Here is a 15,521-nt window from a genome sequence, read left to right as displayed (position 1 = left end):
GTGAGATGCCGCCCATCTCCGTCTCGGGCGCTCCCCGTCACCGGGCGGTCTCGAAGCGGCGAGATGCCCTCCACGGGAGCGCGACGATCACACTTGTGCACAGTCCCCGGCTTCTCGGTCCGGCGGCATGGGCGGGGGCTCTTAGCGTCGAGGAATGGTCGAATCCTTCGTCATCCAGCCTCGTCATCCGCGACTCCGCGGTGACGATCCCCGAGGGGTGAACGCGCCATTGCAGGTCGACGCCGCGTTCGGCCCGTTGGCCGAGCACTGCGCCGACGATGCCGTCACCGACATCTTCGTCAACGGTGCCCAAGGCCTCTTCGTGGATCGCGGACAGGGTGCCGAACGGATCGACGGGTGGAGCGCCTCGGAGCGCGAGGTGCGTGACCTCGCCGTCGCCCTGGTGGGTCTCGGCGGACGCCATCTCGACGACCAGGCCGCCTGCGTCGATGTGAGACTCGACTCCGGAATCCGGGTGCATGCGGTCCTCGCGCCCGTCGCCAGCACCGGCACGGCGCTCTCGATCCGCATCCCCCGCGTGCGCGCCGCCGATCTCGATGCCCTCGCGGCACGCGGCGCTTTCGAGCCGGGCCAGCTGGAGTGGGTGCGGGGGCTGGTCCTTGCTCGGGCGAACATCCTGATCACCGGCGGAACCGGCACCGGTAAGACGACTCTGCTCTCGGCACTGTTGTCCGAGGCGTCGACAGCTGAACGCATCGTCACGATCGAAGACGTCGCCGAGCTCCGCCCCCGCCACCCCCATCACGTGGCGCTCGAAGCGCGGCAGGCGAATCTCGAGGGCGCCGGAGGGATCACCCTCGCCCGCCTCGTGCGCGAGTCCCTCCGCATGCGCCCCGATCGACTCGTCGTGGGGGAGTGTCGAGGTGAAGAGGTGCGCGAGCTCCTCACCGCGCTCAACACGGGTCATGACGGGGGAGCGGGCACGCTGCATGCGAGCGGTCTGCGAGATGTGCCGGCGCGACTCGAGGCGCTCGGCGCTCTGGCCGGGATGGATGCGACGGCGCTCGCTCGCCAGGCTGTCAGTGCTTTCAGCGTCGTGCTGCACCTGGAGCGAGCGCCCGATGGTGTTCGCCGCATCGCGCAGGCCGGCGCCTTCGTGCTGGTGGGCGATCAGCTGGGTATCGAGGAGGTGCGGCCGTGGTGATGCGGCGTCGCGGAGACAGGCGCTCTCTCGGTCGTGGGATCGGAGCAGCCGATGCGGCGACCTCGGTGCAGACCCTGGCGGTCCTGTTGCAGGCGGGAACGGCTCCGGCGGCCGCCTGGCGGCATCTCGCCGAGACGGGCGATGCGCACGCGCAGGCGGTCGTCGCACGCATCGAGGCGGGAATGCCCCTGCTGCCCGCGATCGAGGGGGGAGGGGACGCATGGAGCGACGTGGCTGCCGCGTGGGAGATCGCCGGCATCGTCGGTGCTCCTCTCGCCGAGGTGCTGAGGATGATCGCCGAGGCATTGCGCGACGCGGCATCCGCGACCGACGACGTGCGTATCGCCCTCGCCGAACCCGCCGGTACGGCACGGATCCTGCTGTGGATGCCGGTGGCCGGACTGCTGCTCGGCTTCGCTCTCGGATTCGACACCGTGGGGATCGTGGTGCGCAACCCCCTGGCTGCGGGGTGCGTGTTCGCCGGACTCGCGCTGATGGGGGCGGCACGTCTGTGGACGCGTCGCCTCCTGCGCCGCGCCGAGCCCGAGCCGGGCACACCCGGTATCCGCGCCGAGCTCACCGCGGTGGCCCTGGCCGGCGGCGCATCGGTCGATCGTGCCGTGCGGCTGGTCGAGGAGAGCTCGGTGAGGGAGCACGGCGACGGTCAGCGCGTGCAGGCCGTGCTCGACCTGTCACGCGCCGCGGGGGTGCCCGCGGTCGAGCTGCTGCGGGCCTTCGCGGCGCAGGATCGTCACGCGGCGAGGGTCCAGGGGCGGCTGCGCGCTGCTCGGCTGTCGACCCAGCTCCTCATCCCGTTGGGCGTGTGCACCCTGCCGGCGTTTCTGCTGCTCGGCGTGGCTCCGCTGCTGCTCAGTGTGCTGGGCTCCACACCGCTTCTGCTGTGAACCGAGATCGGATGCTCGTGCATCCCCAGAGAAAGAAGGAACATCATGAATGCTCTCCCCTCGCTGGATCGCCGCCGTGCGACCGCACTGTTCGGCGACGACGCGGGTGCGGCCACCGCGGAGTACGCGATCACGACGATGGCCGCGGTGGCCTTCGCGGGGCTGCTTGTCGCGATCATGCGGTCGGAGGAGGTGCGCGGGATCCTCACGGATCTCGTACGCCGGGCACTGACGGTGTCGTGAGAGACGCATCGGGCATCGCACGGCAGCGCCCAGGGGAGCGTGGGTCGGTCGCCGCGGAACTCGCCATCGCGCTCCCCGCGGTCGTGCTCACCGTGCTCCTGGGGGTCGGCGCCCTCAGCGGGGCCGCACGGCACGTCGCCCTGCAGGACGCCGCGGCCGACGCCGCGCGTGTGCTCGGTCGCGGCGAGGAGGTCGGCACGGCCGCGGCGCTCGTGAGTCGTGCGGTACCGGGTGCTTCGCTCTCCTCCGCTGCCCATGACGACCTCGTCTGCGTGGTGGCACGGGCCGATCTGGCCCTCGGCGCCATGATCCGGATGCCGCTGCGCGCCTCGAGCTGCGCACTGGACGGTGGGCGCTGATGGCCGGCTCGGCGATCGCCGCCGGGGCGCTGAGCGTCGTCGCGACGGTGGCGCTGGGTCTCGCCGCGTTGGGAGGCGCCGCCGTCACCGCGCAGCGCGTGGCCGGAGCCGCCGATGCCGCGGCGCTCGCCGCAGCCGACGGAACCAGTGGGGCCGTCGTCGCCGCCGACGGCCCCTGCGCGCTCGCGGAACGGGTCGCCGCGGCGGCCGGGGCGACACTCATCGGGTGCACCGTCGAGGGCTCCGTGGCGACCGTGCAGGTGCAGGCGGCGTACGCTGGACTCGCTGCCGTCTCCCGAGCCCGAGCCGGGCCACCCGAGGGGTGATGACGGCGGCGAGAGTCACCAATCCCGCGATCACGCAGGTGCTCACTGTGAACAACCCCACACAGTGGTGTGTATGGTGTGCTTCGAAGAAAGGACGCACCCTTGGCTGAAGGCAAGAAGCTCGTCATCGTCGAGTCCCCGACGAAGATGCGGTCTATTCAGGGATACCTCGGCGACGGCTACGAGGTGCTCAGCTCCGTCGGCCACATCCGCGACCTCGCTGACAAGAAGGACATCCCGGCTGCTGACAAGCAGGCCTACGGGAAGTACTCGATCGACATCGACAACGGGTTCGACCCGTATTACGTCGTGTCCGATCGCAAGACGAAGACGGTCGCCGAGCTCAAGCGTGCGCTCAAGACCGCAGACGAACTCCTGCTCGCCACTGATGAGGACCGCGAGGGCGAGGCGATCGCCTGGCACCTGCTCGAGACGCTGAAGCCGAAGGTCCCGGTCAAGCGCATGGTCTTCCACGAGATCACGAAGGACGCGATCCAGGCTGCCGTGGGCAACACCCGCGAGCTCGACCACGACCTGGTCGACGCGCAGGAGACCCGCCGCATCCTCGACCGCCTGTACGGCTGGGACGTGTCTCCCGTGCTGTGGTACAAGGTCAAGACCGGTATCTCGGCGGGCCGCGTGCAGTCCGCGGCGACGCGGCTCATCGTCGACCGCGAGCGCGAGCGCATGGCGTTCACGTCGGCCGAGTACTGGGACGTCGATGCCGCAGCTGCGGCGACGGGGACCACCTTCAAGATCCGCCTCGTGCGCGTCGACGGCGGGCAGCTCGCCCGTGGCACCGACTTCGGCGAGGACGGCAAGCTCAAGAAGGCCGTGGTCATCCTCGACGAGGCCGCCGCCGCCGCACTCGCCCAGGCGATCGAGGCCGCGGGACTCGGCACGGTCACCAAGGTCGAGGCGAAGCCCGGCACGCGCAGCCCCTACGCGCCGTTCACGACCTCGACGATGCAGCAGGAGGCCGGTCGCAAGCTCTCGATGGGCGCGAAGCAGGCCATGGGCGTCGCGCAGCGTCTGTACGAGAAGGGGTACATCACCTATATGCGTACGGACTCCACGTCGCTGAGCACCCAGGCGGTGCAGGCGGCGAGGAGCCAGGCTGTCGCGCTCTACGGCGATGCCGCCGTGCCGCTGAAGCCGCGCGTGTACAAGTCGAAGAGCAAGAACGCGCAGGAGGCGCACGAGGCGATCCGCCCCTCGGGAGACAACTTCCGCACGCCCGCGTCGCTGTCGTCGGAACTCGATCGCGACGAGCAGCGTCTCTACGACCTCATCTGGAAGCGCACGGTCGCCAGCCAGATGTCCGACGCCAAGTACGAGACCACCACGGTCACCATCGCCGTCGACGCGGCGGGCCAGAAGGCCGAGTTCACGGCATCCGGAACGGTGTACACCTTCAAGGGCTTCCTCGAGGCCTATGAAGAGGGACGCGACGAGAAGCGCGGCGACGCCGACGCCGCCGAGAACCAGTCCCTCCCCGCCGTCGCCGTGGGCGACGAGCTCGCGGTGTCGGATGCCGAGGCCAAGGGGCACCGCACGACGCCCAAGCCGCGATACACCGAGGCGTCACTGGTCAAGGTGCTCGAGGAGAAGGGCATCGGCCGTCCGTCGACCTTCGCGTCGATCCCTGAGACGATCCTCGACCGCGGATACGCCGTCAAGCGTGGCCAGGCCCTCGTGCCGACGTGGCTCGCATTCAGCGTGGTCCGCCTGCTCGAGGAGCACTTCGCCGACCTCGTCGACTACGACTTCACCGCAGCGCTCGAAGACGACCTCGACACGATCGCCCGCGGAGAGCAGAACCGTGTGGAGTGGCTCAAGTCCTTCTACTTCGGCTCCGACGACCACGTGGGTCTGCGCCAGGTCGTCGACAACCTGGGCGAGATCGACGCGCGCGCCCTCAACTCGACGCCGATCACCGACACCGCCACCCTGCGGTTCGGCAAGTACGGCCCCTACCTCGAGGTCGCAGACCCCGAGAACCCCGAGGCCAAGCCGCGCATCGTCAACGTGCCGGAAGACCTCGCGCCCGACGAGCTGACCTCCGCCAAGGCGCAGGAGCTCATCGATGCGCCCGTCGCCGGCGATCGTGTGCTCGGCGAGAACCCCGAGAACGGCAAGATCATCGTCGTCAAGGACGGTCGCTTCGGGCCCTACGTGCAGGAGAACGACCCCGTATCCGAGGATGCCGACGTCGACACCAGCACCGGTGAGGTCGTCGAGGCGCCCAAGCCCAAGCGCGGAGCGAAGAAGGTCGTGGCGCCCAAGGCTCGCACCGGATCGCTGTTCCGTTCGATGTCGGTCGACACGATCGAGCTCGACACGGCGCTGCAGCTGCTCAACCTGCCCCGCGTCGTCGGCGCCGACCCCGAGTCCGGCGAGGAGATCACAGCGCAGAACGGCCGCTTCGGTCCGTACCTGAAGAAGGGCACCGACTCTCGATCGCTCGACAGCGAGTCACAGATCTTCGACGTGACCCTCGAACAGGCGCTCGAGATCTACGCCCAGCCGAAGTACGGCGCACGCCGCGCGTCGAGCGCGCTCGCGGAGTTCGATGCCGACCCCGTGAGCGGCAAGCCGATCCGCATCCGCGACGGACGCTTCGGCGCGTACGTGACAGACGGCGAGACCAACGTGACGATCCCGCGCGGACAGAAGGTCGAGGACATCACGTTCGAGATCGCCGTGCAGATGCTCGCCGACAAGCGCGCCAAGGGCCCCGCTCCCAAGAGGGGCGGACGCACGGCGGCGAAGAAGGCTCCCGCCAAGAAGGCTCCCGCCAAGAAGGCTCCCGCCAAGAAGGCTCCCGCCAAGAAGGCTCCTGCGAAGAAGGCTCCCGCGAAGACGGCGGCGAAGGCCACGTCGACGGATGCCGAGAAGGCAGCGGCGCGCTCGGCGGCGGCGAAGAAGGCGGCGGCGACCCGCGCGGCCAACGCCGCGAAGAAGGCGCAAGCGTGACCTCAGGTCGCGGTGTGTGGATCACGCTCGAAGGCGGCGACGGCTCGGGCAAGACCACGCAGTCGAACCTGCTCGCCGACTGGTTGTCGGATGCCGGGAACGCGGTCGTTCGGACCCGCGAACCCGGCGGGTCCGAGGTCGGCCAGCTGATCCGCGACATCGTGCTCCATCACCGGGGCGACATCGCTCCGCGGGCGGAGGCTCTGCTCTACGCCGCCGATCGCGCGCATCACGTCGCGACCGTCGTCCGGCCGGCGCTGGAGCGTGGCGACGTCGTCCTGCAGGACCGCTACCTCGACTCATCGGTCGCGTACCAGGGAGCGGGGCGCGTGTTGGACGGCACGCAGATCCGCGACCTGTCGCTCTGGGCCGCCGAGGGGGCGCTGCCCGACCTCACCGTGCTGCTCGACCTCGACCCGCAGATCGCGCGTCACCGACTCGACTCCGATGACAAGCCGTTCGACCGGCTCGAGGCCGAGAAGGCCGAGTTCCACGGGCGCGTCCGCGACGCCTACCTCGGGCTGGCGCGCGATGAGCCCGACCGGTTCCTCGTGCTCGATGCGACGGCATCCGCGGAATCGATCGCCGCGAGCATCCGATCGCGCGTCGAGACGCTGCTCGCGTCGCGCTGACGCAATCTCCGCGCGACGCGCGTCGGTGCCCCCGTCTAGGCTGAGAGCATGCCCCAGACCAGCACTGCCCCTTTTCCGTGGGCTGACGTCTGGGGGCAGGACGCCGCGGTCGAGACGTTGCGCGGAGCAGCGTCCGACCCTGCCGCACTCTCGCATGCGTGGCTGATCACGGGCCCTCCCGGCTCCGGCAGATCGACGCTCGCCTATGCCTTCGCCGCCGCACTGATCGCCGACCGCCCCGACGACGAGGCTGCCATGCGACAGGTGCTGGCGGGCACGCATCCCGACCTCACCGCGCTTCGCACCGACAAGGTCATCATCACGATCGCCGAGGCGCGCGCACTCGTCGAGCGCTCATACTTCGCCCCGTCGGCCGGGCGCTACCGCGTGATCGTGGTGGAAGATGCCGACCGCATGGTCGAGCGCACCTCCAACGTGCTGCTCAAGGCTCTCGAAGAGCCGCCGGAGCGCACGGTGTGGATCCTCTGCGCCCCGAGCGAGGCCGACCTCCTGCCCACGATCCGCTCGCGCGTCAGGTCGTTGCGCCTGCGTGAGCCGGACGTCGCCGATGTCGCCCGTCTCATCAGCCTGCGCACGGGTGTCGATGAGGCGGTGGCGGAACAGGCCGCGCGGCACGCGCAGCGGCACATCGGCATGGCGCAGCGGCTCGCCACCGACGAGGGTGCGAGACGTCGTCGCGACGAGACACTGCGGTCGGTGCTCGGCGTGCGGGGAGTCGGCGACTCGGTGGAGGTCGCGGGCCGGATCATCCAAGCGGCGACCGAAGACGCGAAGGCGCTCACAGCGGAGCGTGACGCCACGGAGCGTGCCTCGCTCCTGCGCATGGTCGGAGTCGGCGAAGGGCAGGCGGTGCCCCCGGCGCTGCGCTCCCAGCTGTCGGCGCTGGAAGACGACCAGAAGAAGCGCGCGACGCGCAGCCTCCGCGATGGCATCGACCGCGTGCTGACCGATCTCCAATCGCTCTTCCGCGACGTCATCATGCTGCAGTTCGGGCGGGACGACGCCCTCATCAACACCGAACTGCGCCCCGAGCTGAGCGCCCTCGCTTCGGCCTGGCCCGAGGCCCGTACTCTTGTCGTACTTGACCACCTTGCCGACACGCGACAGTCGCTGGAGCGCAACGTCGCACCGCTGCTCGCCCTCGAGAGCTTGCTCGTGACGATCACGAGCGGGAGGACACCGTGAACAACCGACCGACTTCCCGCTTCCGCCGCGCCGCCGCGGTCATCGCCGGGCTCGCCGCGGCATCCGTCGCCCTGTCGGGCTGTCTCTACGCGATGATCCCGGAGCAGGCGGCACCCAAGCCGTCAGTGACCAACGCCCCCGACACCGAGGGCGTCGCAGCGGATCTGCTGCCCTTCTACTCGCAGACGCTCACCTGGAGCGAGTGCGGCATCGGCTTCGACTGCACCGAGGTCACGGCACCGCTCGACTGGGAGAACCCGGGCGACGCCGACATCACGCTGTCCGTGGTGCGACATCAAGCCGAAGGCACCGCGATCGGCTCGCTGCTGACCAACCCCGGCGGCCCCGGCGCGAGCGGCGCCGACCTCATCCTCAACAACCTCGACTTCGCCGTCGGCGCCGCCCTCATCGAGAACTACGACGTGATCGGCTTCGACCCCCGTGGAGTCGGCTCCTCGACAGCGGTGACCTGTTACGACGACGCGGAGATGGACGACTACCTCTACGGCATCCCGAGTGCCCCGCGCGGCACGGCCGAGTGGGAGGCCGAGCTGCTCGATTCACACAAGGCGTTCGCCGAGGCATGCGATGCGAACAGCGGCGGCATCCTGCCGTACATCACGACGATCAACGCCGCGCGCGACATGGATCTGATCCGCGCGGTGCTGGGCGACACGCAGTTGAACTACCTGGGCTATTCATACGGCACCTTCCTCGGCGCGACCTACGCGAAGCTGTACCCGGCGAAGGCCGGGCGGCTCGTGCTCGACGGCGCGATCGATCCCGCCGTCCCGGGGCTCGAGGTCGGCGCGACCCAGGCGTTGGGATTCGAATCAGCGCTGCGCGCGTACATGCAGGACTGTCTCGACTCCGGCAGCTGCCCGTTCAACGGCACGGTGGACCAGGCGATGACCGATCTGGGGGCGCTGCTCGCGAGCGCCGATCGCACGCCGTTGAAGAACGGCGACGGCCGGCTCCTCGGTGCCGATTCGATGATGACCGGCATCATCGCGGCGTTGTACTCGCAAGACAGCTGGGGTGCTCTCTCCCAGGGGCTGCAGGGTGCGCTCCAGGGCGACCCGACGACGATGTTCCTGCTCGCCGACTTCTACAACACCCGTGAGGACGGCGTCTACACCGACAACTCCACCGAGGCGTTCCGGGCGTACAACTGCATGGACTACCCCGTCGAGGACGACCCGGCAGCCGAAGCCGCGATCAGGGCGAAGATCGCCGAGGGAGCGCCGACGATCGCTCCGTACTGGGATGGTCCCGACTCCTGCTCGGTCTGGCCCTACCCGCCCACCGGTACCCGCGGCGAGATCACGGCCGAGGGCGCGGGGCCGATCGTGGTGGTCGGCACGACCAACGACCCGGCGACGCCGTACGAGTGGTCCGAATCGCTCGCGGATCAGCTTCAGGAGGGCGTGCTCATCACGCGCGTCGGCGAGGGGCACACCGGCTACAACAAGGGCAACATGTGCGTGGATGACGCCGTCGAGGCGTTCCTGATCGACGACGTCGTGCCCGAAGACGGGCTGCGCTGCGAGTGATCCCGCCTCGATTCGCGAGGGAGCGCGAGACAGGGTAATATCGGTGATCGTGCCGGTTCGTCCGACACACGCCGCCTTAGCTCAGTCGGCAGAGCATCTCACTCGTAATGAGAAGGTCGTCAGTTCGATTCTGACAGGCGGCTCCGAAGGCCCCGTGATGTGAAGAACATCACGGGGCCTTTCCCGTGTCCGGGGCGTACGCTCGAGTCATGAGCCGAGCCCTTCTCATCGTCGACGTCCAGAACGACTTCACGGAAGGCGGGGCTCTCGCGGTCGAGGGCGGCGACGCGGTCGCCTCGGCGATCACCGGCTTCCTGGCAGCGCATGCGGCGGATTACGCGCTGATCATCGCGTCGCGCGACTGGCACGACGACGACAGCGACAACGGCGGGCATTTCGCCGATGCGCCGGACTTCGTCGACACCTGGCCGGTGCACTGCGTCGCCGAGACGACGGGGGCCGCCTACGATCCCCTTCTCGTGACGGATGCCGTGACTCATCACGTGCGCAAAGGGCAGGGCAAGCCGGCCTACTCGATGTTCGAGGGCATCACCGTGGCGCAGGACACCGTCGGCGCGGTGCTCACGAGCGCGGGCGTGTTGGATGTCGATGTCGTCGGCATCGCCACCGACCACTGCGTGCGCGCGACCGCACTCGATGCCGTCGCGCATGGCGTGCGCGTGCGGATCATCACCGATCTGATCGCCGGTGTCGGCGCCGACTCGAGCGAGGCCGCGCTGGCCGAGCTCGCCCACGCCGGGGCCGAGCTCGTCGAGAGCGCCCGGGCGTGAGCCGCAGCGTCCTGCTCCTGCGCGCGGTGAACGTGAGCGGACGCAACCGTGTGCCGATGGCCGAGCTCCGCGCGGCGATCGAGGGTGCGGGGATCCTGGGGAACGTGTCGACGTACATCGCCAGCGGCAACATCGTGTGTGATCATCCGGCAGACCCTGCGGCGGCGTGCGCTCAGGTGCGTGCCCTCATCCACGCGGAGTTCGGTGTGGACACCCCGGTGATCCTGCGCACACATCAGGCGCTCGTCGAGGCCGTGGACGCGCATCCCTTCGTCGACCCCGTGGAGAAGCTGCTGCACGCCATGTTCCTCGAGGGGAAGCCGCGTGCGGGCGCCCTCGAGGCGCTCCGGGAGAGACTGGCGCCGGGGGAGGAGATCGCGCTCATCGGCCAGGACCTCTGGATCAACTACCGCGAGGGCGGCGTGCACTCCACGAAGCTCACGAAGGCCGTGCTCGACAAGGCTCTCGGGGTCGCGGGCACCGCCCGTAACCTGCGAACCGTGCGGAAACTCGCCGAACTCACCGCTCCCGCCTCCTGACGGCGGCTCAGGAGAGCAGCGCGTCGCCGATCTCGCTGCTGAGGGCGGCAGGCGGTGTCTGCGGGTGTCCCTGCAGATCCAGGCGGCGGATGCCGCAGCCGGCGCAGCGCACGTAGAGCAGGGTTCCCTCGCTCGTCCGGTGTCGTGACTCGACCTGCCAGGCGTGTTCGTGTGCCGGTGCAGGGATCGGGATGCGGGGGATCGGGATGCGGGGGATCGGGAGGGTGTGCAACGAGGTCATGCATCCAGCGTGATGTAATGCCCTTATGCATCTCAACCCTTACGGTGAGTACGCGGTCCTTCTGGCTGCTTCCCTGGCGAACGACTGGCCCGAGGATCGCGCGGGAATCGAGCGGCGCACGCTCGACATGGGCATGACCATGACCTTTCCGCCGGCTCCCGACGATCATGCGCGGATCCGTGCCGTCATCGACGAGTGGCTGGCGATCGTCGATGAGCCCGACCACGATGCGCGCGCGGCACTGCTGAACGCGCAACTGGCGAAAGCGGCGGCGTATCCGCGGCTGACCAACCATGATGGCGAGGGATGGCACCTGCACTACCGCGACGATGTGCCCTCGCTGCCCTTCGTGCTACGCGCGATCATCCACCTCGGCACCTCGCTGCATCTGGTGACCCGCGGGATGAGTCGGCTCGCGAGGTGCGAGGCCTCACCGTGCACGAACGTCGTCGCCGATGTGACCCGCAACGGCCGTCAGCGCTTCTGCTCCGTGCGCTGCGCCAATCGCGCGGCCGTCCGCCGGCATCGCGCGCGGGACCCGCGGCCGATCGTATGACCAGGCGATCGGTGGGGGTTCTGCTGCCTGAACGGCTCGCAGAGCGCCGGCGGCCTCAGCTGGTCTGACCGGCGTGCTCGCCTTCGCCGATCTCCTCGACGAGCTTGGCGTTGAACGCGGGAAGGTCGTCTGGCGTGCGGCTGGAGACGAGGCCCTGATCGACGACGACCTCTTCATCGACCCAGATCGCCCCGGCATTGCGGAGGTCCGTCTGCAGGCTCGGGTAGCTCGTGAGCGTCCGCTCGTCGACGACACCCGCTTCGATGAGAATCCACGCTCCGTGGCAGATGACACCGACGGGCTTGTGCTGATCGAAGAACGCGCGGGCCAGATCGATCGACGGCTGATCCATGCGCAGATGATCCGCGTTGACCACGCCGCCCGGAAGCACCAGTGCCTCGAAGTCTTCGGCGCTCGCCTCCGCGGCTCGCAGGTCGACGTGCTGCACGTGGCCGTTCTTGCCGGTGATCTCCGTGCCGTCCGGAGCGATGAGCGTGGCGCTGGCGCCGACGGCGGTCACGGCATCCCAGGGGCTGGTGAGCTCGCTGTCTTCGAATCCGTCTGTCGCGAGGAATGCCACTCGGCTGTTGAGGGTCGTCATCATGCGTCCTTCCATGGGAGTGCGTCGCCGCGATCGCGACGACACCTCGACCGTCTCGCAACCCGGGCGCGACAGGAAGGGGGTTGGTGGTGCGGAGGGGAGGTGATAGGACGTGCAGGCGGTGCACGACATGCGGTGGGCCCCGTGGGGCTCGAACCCACGACCCGCGGATTAAAAGTCCGATGCTCTGCCAACTGAGCTAGAGGCCCGCGTCATCCAGTCTAGGGCGCACAGAAGGGGCGTCGGTGTACAGCAACACCGACGCCCCTGCTGGTCCTCTCGCTGGCCTCCCCGCCTGCGAGAAGGTTGAGGTGCCGGAGTCCCTCCCGGCAAGCGTTGCCGGGAGAGACTCCCGGCGAGATCGACTTACTGAGCCGGGGGCATCAGCACCGAGTCGATCAGGTACACGGTCGCGTTGGCGGTCTGGACGCCACCGCAGATGACGTTCGCGTCGTTGACCTTGATGTTGTCGCCGCTGCCGGTGACGGTGAGGTCGGCGCCCTGAACCGTGGTGTGCGTGCCATCGATGTCATCCGGAGCGATCTGGCCGGGGACGACGTGGTACGTCAGGATCGAGCTGAGCGTCGCGCTGTCGGTCTTGAGAGCGTCGATGGTCGCGGGGTCGATCTTCGCGAAGGCGTCATCGACCGGTGCGAACACCGTGAACTCGCTGCCGTTCAGCGTGTCGACCAGGTCGACATCGGGGTTGAGCTTTCCGCTGACGGCCGCGACGAGCGTGGTCAGGAGCGGGTTGTTGCTGGCGGCGACGGCCACCGGGTCCTGAGCCATTCCGGCGACGGAACCTGCTCCGTCCGGAACAGCCTCGGCGTAGGCGGCGCAGCCGGAGCCGACGAGGTTGGCGGCCGGATCCATCGTGTCAGGGGTGGACTCGGTCGTCTCGGGAGCCTTGGACGGCTCGGCGGAATCGCCGTCAGACGCGGTACCCATCGAACATGCGGAGAGCAGGAACGCGCTCGCCAGCGTGAGGGTGAGGGCTGCGGTGACCTTCTTCTTGGTGCTGAACATCTCGAACCTCCGGAGATTTTGGCCTCGGAATTTCCGTGGCGTTGACGGCTGTTCGGAGCCCCGAGGGGATCGGATGGGAGAAATGTCGAAAAACTTTGGATGCTCCGAAATTCCAGGCCCTGATCCGTGATTGCACGGCTCTCCTTGCGCGAGAAAGTCGCGAGCATACGGCATGCTTAGAGGGATGGTCATCGACGGAATGGACGTGCCCGAGGACGGGACGGCGGGCGACGCGGTCGCCGAGCTGCTCGTGCGCGTGGCCGCGGGCGATCAGATCGCTTTCGCTGAGCTGTACGACACGCTCTCCTCGCGCGCGTTCGGGCTCATTCTGCGCGTGCTCGTGAACCGCTCGCAGAGCGAAGAAGTCCTGCAGGAAGTTTTTCTCGAGATCTGGCAATCCGCTTCGCGCTTCGCTCCGAACAGAGGTCAGGGACGAACATGGGTGATGACAATCGCACATCGTCGGGCCGTGGATCGGGTGCGTGCATCCCAGTCCAGCGCGGACCGCGATGTGAAGGCGGGGCTGAGGGACATCGGTGTGGCGCACGACAGCGTCGCCGAACAGGTGGAGCTCGGCATCGACGGCGAGAAGGTCGTCGACGCACTCTCGGGACTCCCTGAGGTACAGCGGGAAGCACTCGTCCTCGCGTACTACGGCGGTTACAGTCAGAACGAAATCTCGGTACTCGTGGGAGCACCGTTGGGAACTATCAAGACAAGGATGAGAGACGGGCTCACTCGTCTCAGATCGGCTATGGGGGTGACGGCATGAACGAGAACGAATTCGCAGAACTCGCGGCGGCTGCCGCCCTGAACGCACTGCCGCCGCTCGACGAGCGTCGCTTCCGCAGTGCGCTCGCCGCGCACCCCGAATGGGCTGACCTCGTCGATGACGACGTGGAGACGGCGGGAGTACTTGCCATGACCGCAGCACCCGCCCTTCCCTCCCCGCACATCCGAGCCGCGCTGCTCGCACAGATCGCCATCACTCCGCAGTTCCGTGCCGACGAATCCGACGAGCGAGTCGTCGATGCGACACCGGTGGATGCCGACGCCATCGCGGTGGGATCCTCGGATGCCGCAGCCCCCACCCGCCCGAAGGCGCGTCGCTGGACGCGGTCGCTCTTCGCTCTCGCCGCGTGCCTCGCACTCGTCGTGGGCGTGGGAATCGGTGCCGTCGCGGTCAACAACTACCTGAACCGACCCGCATCCGTGGTCGCTCTCGAGCAGATCCAAGCCGCCGGCGATGCCGAGCAGGCTTCGGTCACGCTCGACGACGGCGGAACGGCGACGGCCCACTGGTCGGCATCGGTCGGAGCTGCGGTGTTGGTCACCGACGGGATCGCGTCGCCTGCTCAGGGCGAGACGTACGAACTGTGGTTCGTGCGCGGCGAGACTCCGATCTCGGCGGGTGTCTTCGACACCGACGGCGGCGACGCCACCGCTGTCCTCGCGGGCGATATGCACGCGGGTGACGTCATCGCGGTGACGGTCGAGCAGGAGGGCGGCTCGCCGTCCGGAGCGCCGACGACCGATCCGTTCATCGTCATCCCCACGGCCTGACCGGAGTGGATGGCGGGTAGCCTGGTTCGATGCCCGAGCAGCATCACCGCCCTGTGCGTCGTCCCTCCAGCACCTTCGACAACCTCGTGGGCTCCCACGACCCCGCCGAAGAGACGCGCATCGCGCATGCGACGGCATCCGCCCTCCTCACGCGCGTTCGCGAGGACGAGACTGGGGTGAGCGCTGACCGTCTGGTGGCTTTCACCGCAGAGCACGGTATCGACGAGATCGCGGAACTCTGGTCGAAGGCCACGCCGCATTCCCTCCCCGGCGCACTGTGGCGGTTGTATCTGATCCAGCTCGCCATCCATTCCGATCCGCAGACGGCCGCCCTGCTCTACGAGCGCGGGCGCGTCGAACTCGCCTCTGCGGATGCCGCGATCGCCGGGGCGCCCGTCCCGGCCGATCCGGACGAGCTCGTCGCGCTCATCGATACCATCCTCCGTGGGGCGTTCCGCGGAGACTTCGCGGTGGCGTTGGAGCGCGCGGCGGCGTTCTGCCGTGTGCAGGCGTCGGGGGCGACGCATCTCGCGGACGACTACGAGGGCACGGAGCCCGAGAGGGCGAGCGATCTCACGACGCGCGCGTTCCGCCTGAGCAGTTATGCGCGCGACCTCTCGGCCGCATCCCATCTCTGGCGCGGCGGAACGCTGACCTGAGTCCGCTCTCGCCGGATGACCGGGGTTTGCGGAGACCGGGCATGAAAAGACCGGGCCGCAAAAACGCCTCACGGCGGAAGGCCGCTCACAGCGGCAAAAAATGGAGCCCGGGGTTATGCGGCCCGGCCTCTCCAGTGTAACGCGCACGAGCAATGGCTATTCCCGACCTCTAGGCTCAGA

Annotated in this window: 18 protein-coding genes and 2 tRNA genes; 16 read left to right on the top strand and 4 right to left on the bottom strand. The window is 68.7% G+C overall.

Annotation, left to right across the window (positions count from 1 at the left end; translation table 11 throughout):
• The first annotated feature begins 154 nt into the window (after nucleotides 1–154).
• The 12 genes from P0Y60_14920 (at nucleotide 155) to P0Y60_14865 (ending at nucleotide 10,695) form a co-directional block, all read left to right on the top strand.
• Nucleotides 155–1,165, top strand: a complete 1,011-nt coding sequence (locus P0Y60_14920; GenBank protein WEK60581.1) for a TadA family conjugal transfer-associated ATPase — start codon at nucleotides 155–157, stop codon at nucleotides 1,163–1,165.
• Complete coding sequence (locus P0Y60_14915) at nucleotides 1,165–2,070, top strand: type II secretion system F family protein (GenBank protein WEK62932.1); 906 nt, start codon at nucleotides 1,165–1,167, stop codon at nucleotides 2,068–2,070. Before P0Y60_14920 ends, P0Y60_14915 begins: the two co-directional genes overlap by 1 nt.
• 45 nt (nucleotides 2,071–2,115) lie before the next feature.
• A complete protein-coding gene (locus P0Y60_14910; protein ID WEK60580.1) occupies nucleotides 2,116–2,313 on the top strand; it encodes a DUF4244 domain-containing protein in 198 nt (65 codons plus the stop codon).
• On the top strand, nucleotides 2,310–2,672 hold the full coding sequence (locus P0Y60_14905) for a TadE family type IV pilus minor pilin (GenBank protein WEK60579.1): 363 nt from the start codon (nucleotides 2,310–2,312) through the stop codon (nucleotides 2,670–2,672). Before P0Y60_14910 ends, P0Y60_14905 begins: the two co-directional genes overlap by 4 nt.
• Nucleotides 2,672–2,998, top strand: coding sequence for a helicase (locus tag P0Y60_14900; GenBank protein ID WEK60578.1), 327 nt, complete (start codon nucleotides 2,672–2,674; stop codon nucleotides 2,996–2,998). The genes P0Y60_14905 and P0Y60_14900 overlap by 1 nt, the downstream gene beginning before the upstream one ends.
• 102 nt (nucleotides 2,999–3,100) lie before the next feature.
• Nucleotides 3,101–5,974 (top strand): type I DNA topoisomerase, encoded by a 2,874-nt coding sequence (gene topA, locus P0Y60_14895; GenBank protein WEK60577.1) that lies wholly within the window; start codon nucleotides 3,101–3,103, stop codon nucleotides 5,972–5,974.
• The gene (tmk, locus tag P0Y60_14890; GenBank protein WEK60576.1) at nucleotides 5,971–6,606 is read left to right on the top strand and encodes a dTMP kinase; all 636 of its coding nucleotides are present in this window, start codon (nucleotides 5,971–5,973) and stop codon (nucleotides 6,604–6,606) included. The genes topA and tmk overlap by 4 nt, the downstream gene beginning before the upstream one ends.
• 48 nt (nucleotides 6,607–6,654) lie before the next feature.
• The gene (locus tag P0Y60_14885; protein ID WEK60575.1) at nucleotides 6,655–7,812 is read left to right on the top strand and encodes a DNA polymerase III subunit delta'; all 1,158 of its coding nucleotides are present in this window, start codon (nucleotides 6,655–6,657) and stop codon (nucleotides 7,810–7,812) included.
• The gene (locus P0Y60_14880) at nucleotides 7,809–9,365 is read left to right on the top strand and encodes an alpha/beta hydrolase (protein WEK60574.1); all 1,557 of its coding nucleotides are present in this window, start codon (nucleotides 7,809–7,811) and stop codon (nucleotides 9,363–9,365) included. Before P0Y60_14885 ends, P0Y60_14880 begins: the two co-directional genes overlap by 4 nt.
• A 70-nt stretch (nucleotides 9,366–9,435) precedes the next feature.
• Nucleotides 9,436–9,508, top strand: a tRNA-Thr gene (locus P0Y60_14875).
• Between the two features lie 66 nt (nucleotides 9,509–9,574).
• On the top strand, nucleotides 9,575–10,156 hold the full coding sequence (locus tag P0Y60_14870; GenBank protein WEK60573.1) for an isochorismatase family protein: 582 nt from the start codon (nucleotides 9,575–9,577) through the stop codon (nucleotides 10,154–10,156).
• The gene (locus tag P0Y60_14865) at nucleotides 10,153–10,695 is read left to right on the top strand and encodes a DUF1697 domain-containing protein (protein ID WEK60572.1); all 543 of its coding nucleotides are present in this window, start codon (nucleotides 10,153–10,155) and stop codon (nucleotides 10,693–10,695) included. Before P0Y60_14870 ends, P0Y60_14865 begins: the two co-directional genes overlap by 4 nt.
• 7 nt (nucleotides 10,696–10,702) lie before the next feature.
• Here P0Y60_14865 and P0Y60_14860 read toward each other — a convergent pair whose 3' ends face one another.
• Nucleotides 10,703–10,936 (bottom strand): hypothetical protein, encoded by a 234-nt coding sequence (locus P0Y60_14860; protein ID WEK60571.1) that lies wholly within the window; start codon nucleotides 10,934–10,936, stop codon nucleotides 10,703–10,705.
• A 25-nt stretch (nucleotides 10,937–10,961) separates the two neighbouring features.
• Between P0Y60_14860 and P0Y60_14855 the strand changes: the two genes are divergently transcribed.
• Nucleotides 10,962–11,492: a CGNR zinc finger domain-containing protein gene (locus P0Y60_14855; protein ID WEK60570.1), complete on the top strand. Its 531-nt coding sequence runs from the start codon at nucleotides 10,962–10,964 to the stop codon at nucleotides 11,490–11,492.
• A gap of 55 nt (nucleotides 11,493–11,547) precedes the next feature.
• On the opposite strand, the gene P0Y60_14850 is transcribed toward P0Y60_14855, so the two are convergent.
• The 3 genes from P0Y60_14850 to P0Y60_14840 form a co-directional block, all read right to left on the bottom strand.
• Nucleotides 11,548–12,093, bottom strand: a complete 546-nt coding sequence (locus P0Y60_14850; GenBank protein WEK62931.1) for a type 1 glutamine amidotransferase — start codon at nucleotides 12,091–12,093, stop codon at nucleotides 11,548–11,550.
• Between the two features lie 136 nt (nucleotides 12,094–12,229).
• Nucleotides 12,230–12,302: transfer RNA gene (locus tag P0Y60_14845), tRNA-Lys, on the bottom strand.
• A 157-nt stretch (nucleotides 12,303–12,459) separates the two neighbouring features.
• Complete coding sequence (locus P0Y60_14840; protein ID WEK60569.1) at nucleotides 12,460–13,119, bottom strand: fasciclin domain-containing protein; 660 nt, start codon at nucleotides 13,117–13,119, stop codon at nucleotides 12,460–12,462.
• 172 nt (nucleotides 13,120–13,291) lie between these two features.
• On the opposite strand from P0Y60_14840, the gene sigK reads away from it, so the two are divergent.
• From sigK to P0Y60_14825, 3 genes are read left to right on the top strand one after another with little or no spacing between them, the layout of a single operon-like run.
• Nucleotides 13,292–13,891, top strand: a complete 600-nt coding sequence (gene sigK, locus P0Y60_14835) for an ECF RNA polymerase sigma factor SigK (protein ID WEK60568.1) — start codon at nucleotides 13,292–13,294, stop codon at nucleotides 13,889–13,891.
• Nucleotides 13,888–14,682, top strand: coding sequence for an anti-sigma factor (locus P0Y60_14830; GenBank protein WEK60567.1), 795 nt, complete (start codon nucleotides 13,888–13,890; stop codon nucleotides 14,680–14,682). Before sigK ends, P0Y60_14830 begins: the two co-directional genes overlap by 4 nt.
• A gap of 29 nt (nucleotides 14,683–14,711) precedes the next feature.
• A complete protein-coding gene (locus P0Y60_14825; GenBank protein ID WEK60566.1) occupies nucleotides 14,712–15,341 on the top strand; it encodes a DNA-directed RNA polymerase subunit beta in 630 nt (209 codons plus the stop codon).
• The last annotated feature ends 180 nt before the right edge of the window (nucleotides 15,342–15,521 follow it).

Origin of the sequence: Candidatus Microbacterium colombiense (assembly GCA_029203165.1) — a bacterium.
Taxonomy (GTDB): domain Bacteria; phylum Actinomycetota; class Actinomycetes; order Actinomycetales; family Microbacteriaceae; genus Microbacterium; species Microbacterium colombiense.
This window is presented reverse-complemented; position numbering and strand designations above follow the sequence as displayed.

What these genes read in the sequence shown, in the direction of transcription:
- P0Y60_14850 (WEK62931.1), bottom strand. Translation starts at nt 12,093, where the DNA reads ATGACGACCCTCAACAGCCGAGTGGCATTCCTCGCGACAGACGGATTC.
- P0Y60_14915 (WEK62932.1), top strand. Translation starts at nt 1,165, where the DNA reads ATGCGGCGTCGCGGAGACAGGCGCTCTCTCGGTCGTGGGATCGGAGCA.
- P0Y60_14830 (WEK60567.1), top strand. Translation starts at nt 13,888, where the DNA reads ATGAACGAGAACGAATTCGCAGAACTCGCGGCGGCTGCCGCCCTGAAC.
- P0Y60_14900 (WEK60578.1), top strand. Translation starts at nt 2,672, where the DNA reads ATGGCCGGCTCGGCGATCGCCGCCGGGGCGCTGAGCGTCGTCGCGACG.
- P0Y60_14855 (WEK60570.1), top strand. Translation starts at nt 10,962, where the DNA reads ATGCATCTCAACCCTTACGGTGAGTACGCGGTCCTTCTGGCTGCTTCC.
- P0Y60_14825 (WEK60566.1), top strand. Translation starts at nt 14,712, where the DNA reads ATGCCCGAGCAGCATCACCGCCCTGTGCGTCGTCCCTCCAGCACCTTC.
- sigK (WEK60568.1), top strand. Translation starts at nt 13,292, where the DNA reads ATGCTTAGAGGGATGGTCATCGACGGAATGGACGTGCCCGAGGACGGG.
- P0Y60_14840 (WEK60569.1), bottom strand. Translation starts at nt 13,119, where the DNA reads ATGTTCAGCACCAAGAAGAAGGTCACCGCAGCCCTCACCCTCACGCTG.
- P0Y60_14870 (WEK60573.1), top strand. Translation starts at nt 9,575, where the DNA reads ATGAGCCGAGCCCTTCTCATCGTCGACGTCCAGAACGACTTCACGGAA.
- P0Y60_14885 (WEK60575.1), top strand. Translation starts at nt 6,655, where the DNA reads ATGCCCCAGACCAGCACTGCCCCTTTTCCGTGGGCTGACGTCTGGGGG.
- P0Y60_14860 (WEK60571.1), bottom strand. Translation starts at nt 10,936, where the DNA reads ATGACCTCGTTGCACACCCTCCCGATCCCCCGCATCCCGATCCCCCGC.
- P0Y60_14910 (WEK60580.1), top strand. Translation starts at nt 2,116, where the DNA reads ATGAATGCTCTCCCCTCGCTGGATCGCCGCCGTGCGACCGCACTGTTC.
- P0Y60_14920 (WEK60581.1), top strand. Translation starts at nt 155, where the DNA reads ATGGTCGAATCCTTCGTCATCCAGCCTCGTCATCCGCGACTCCGCGGT.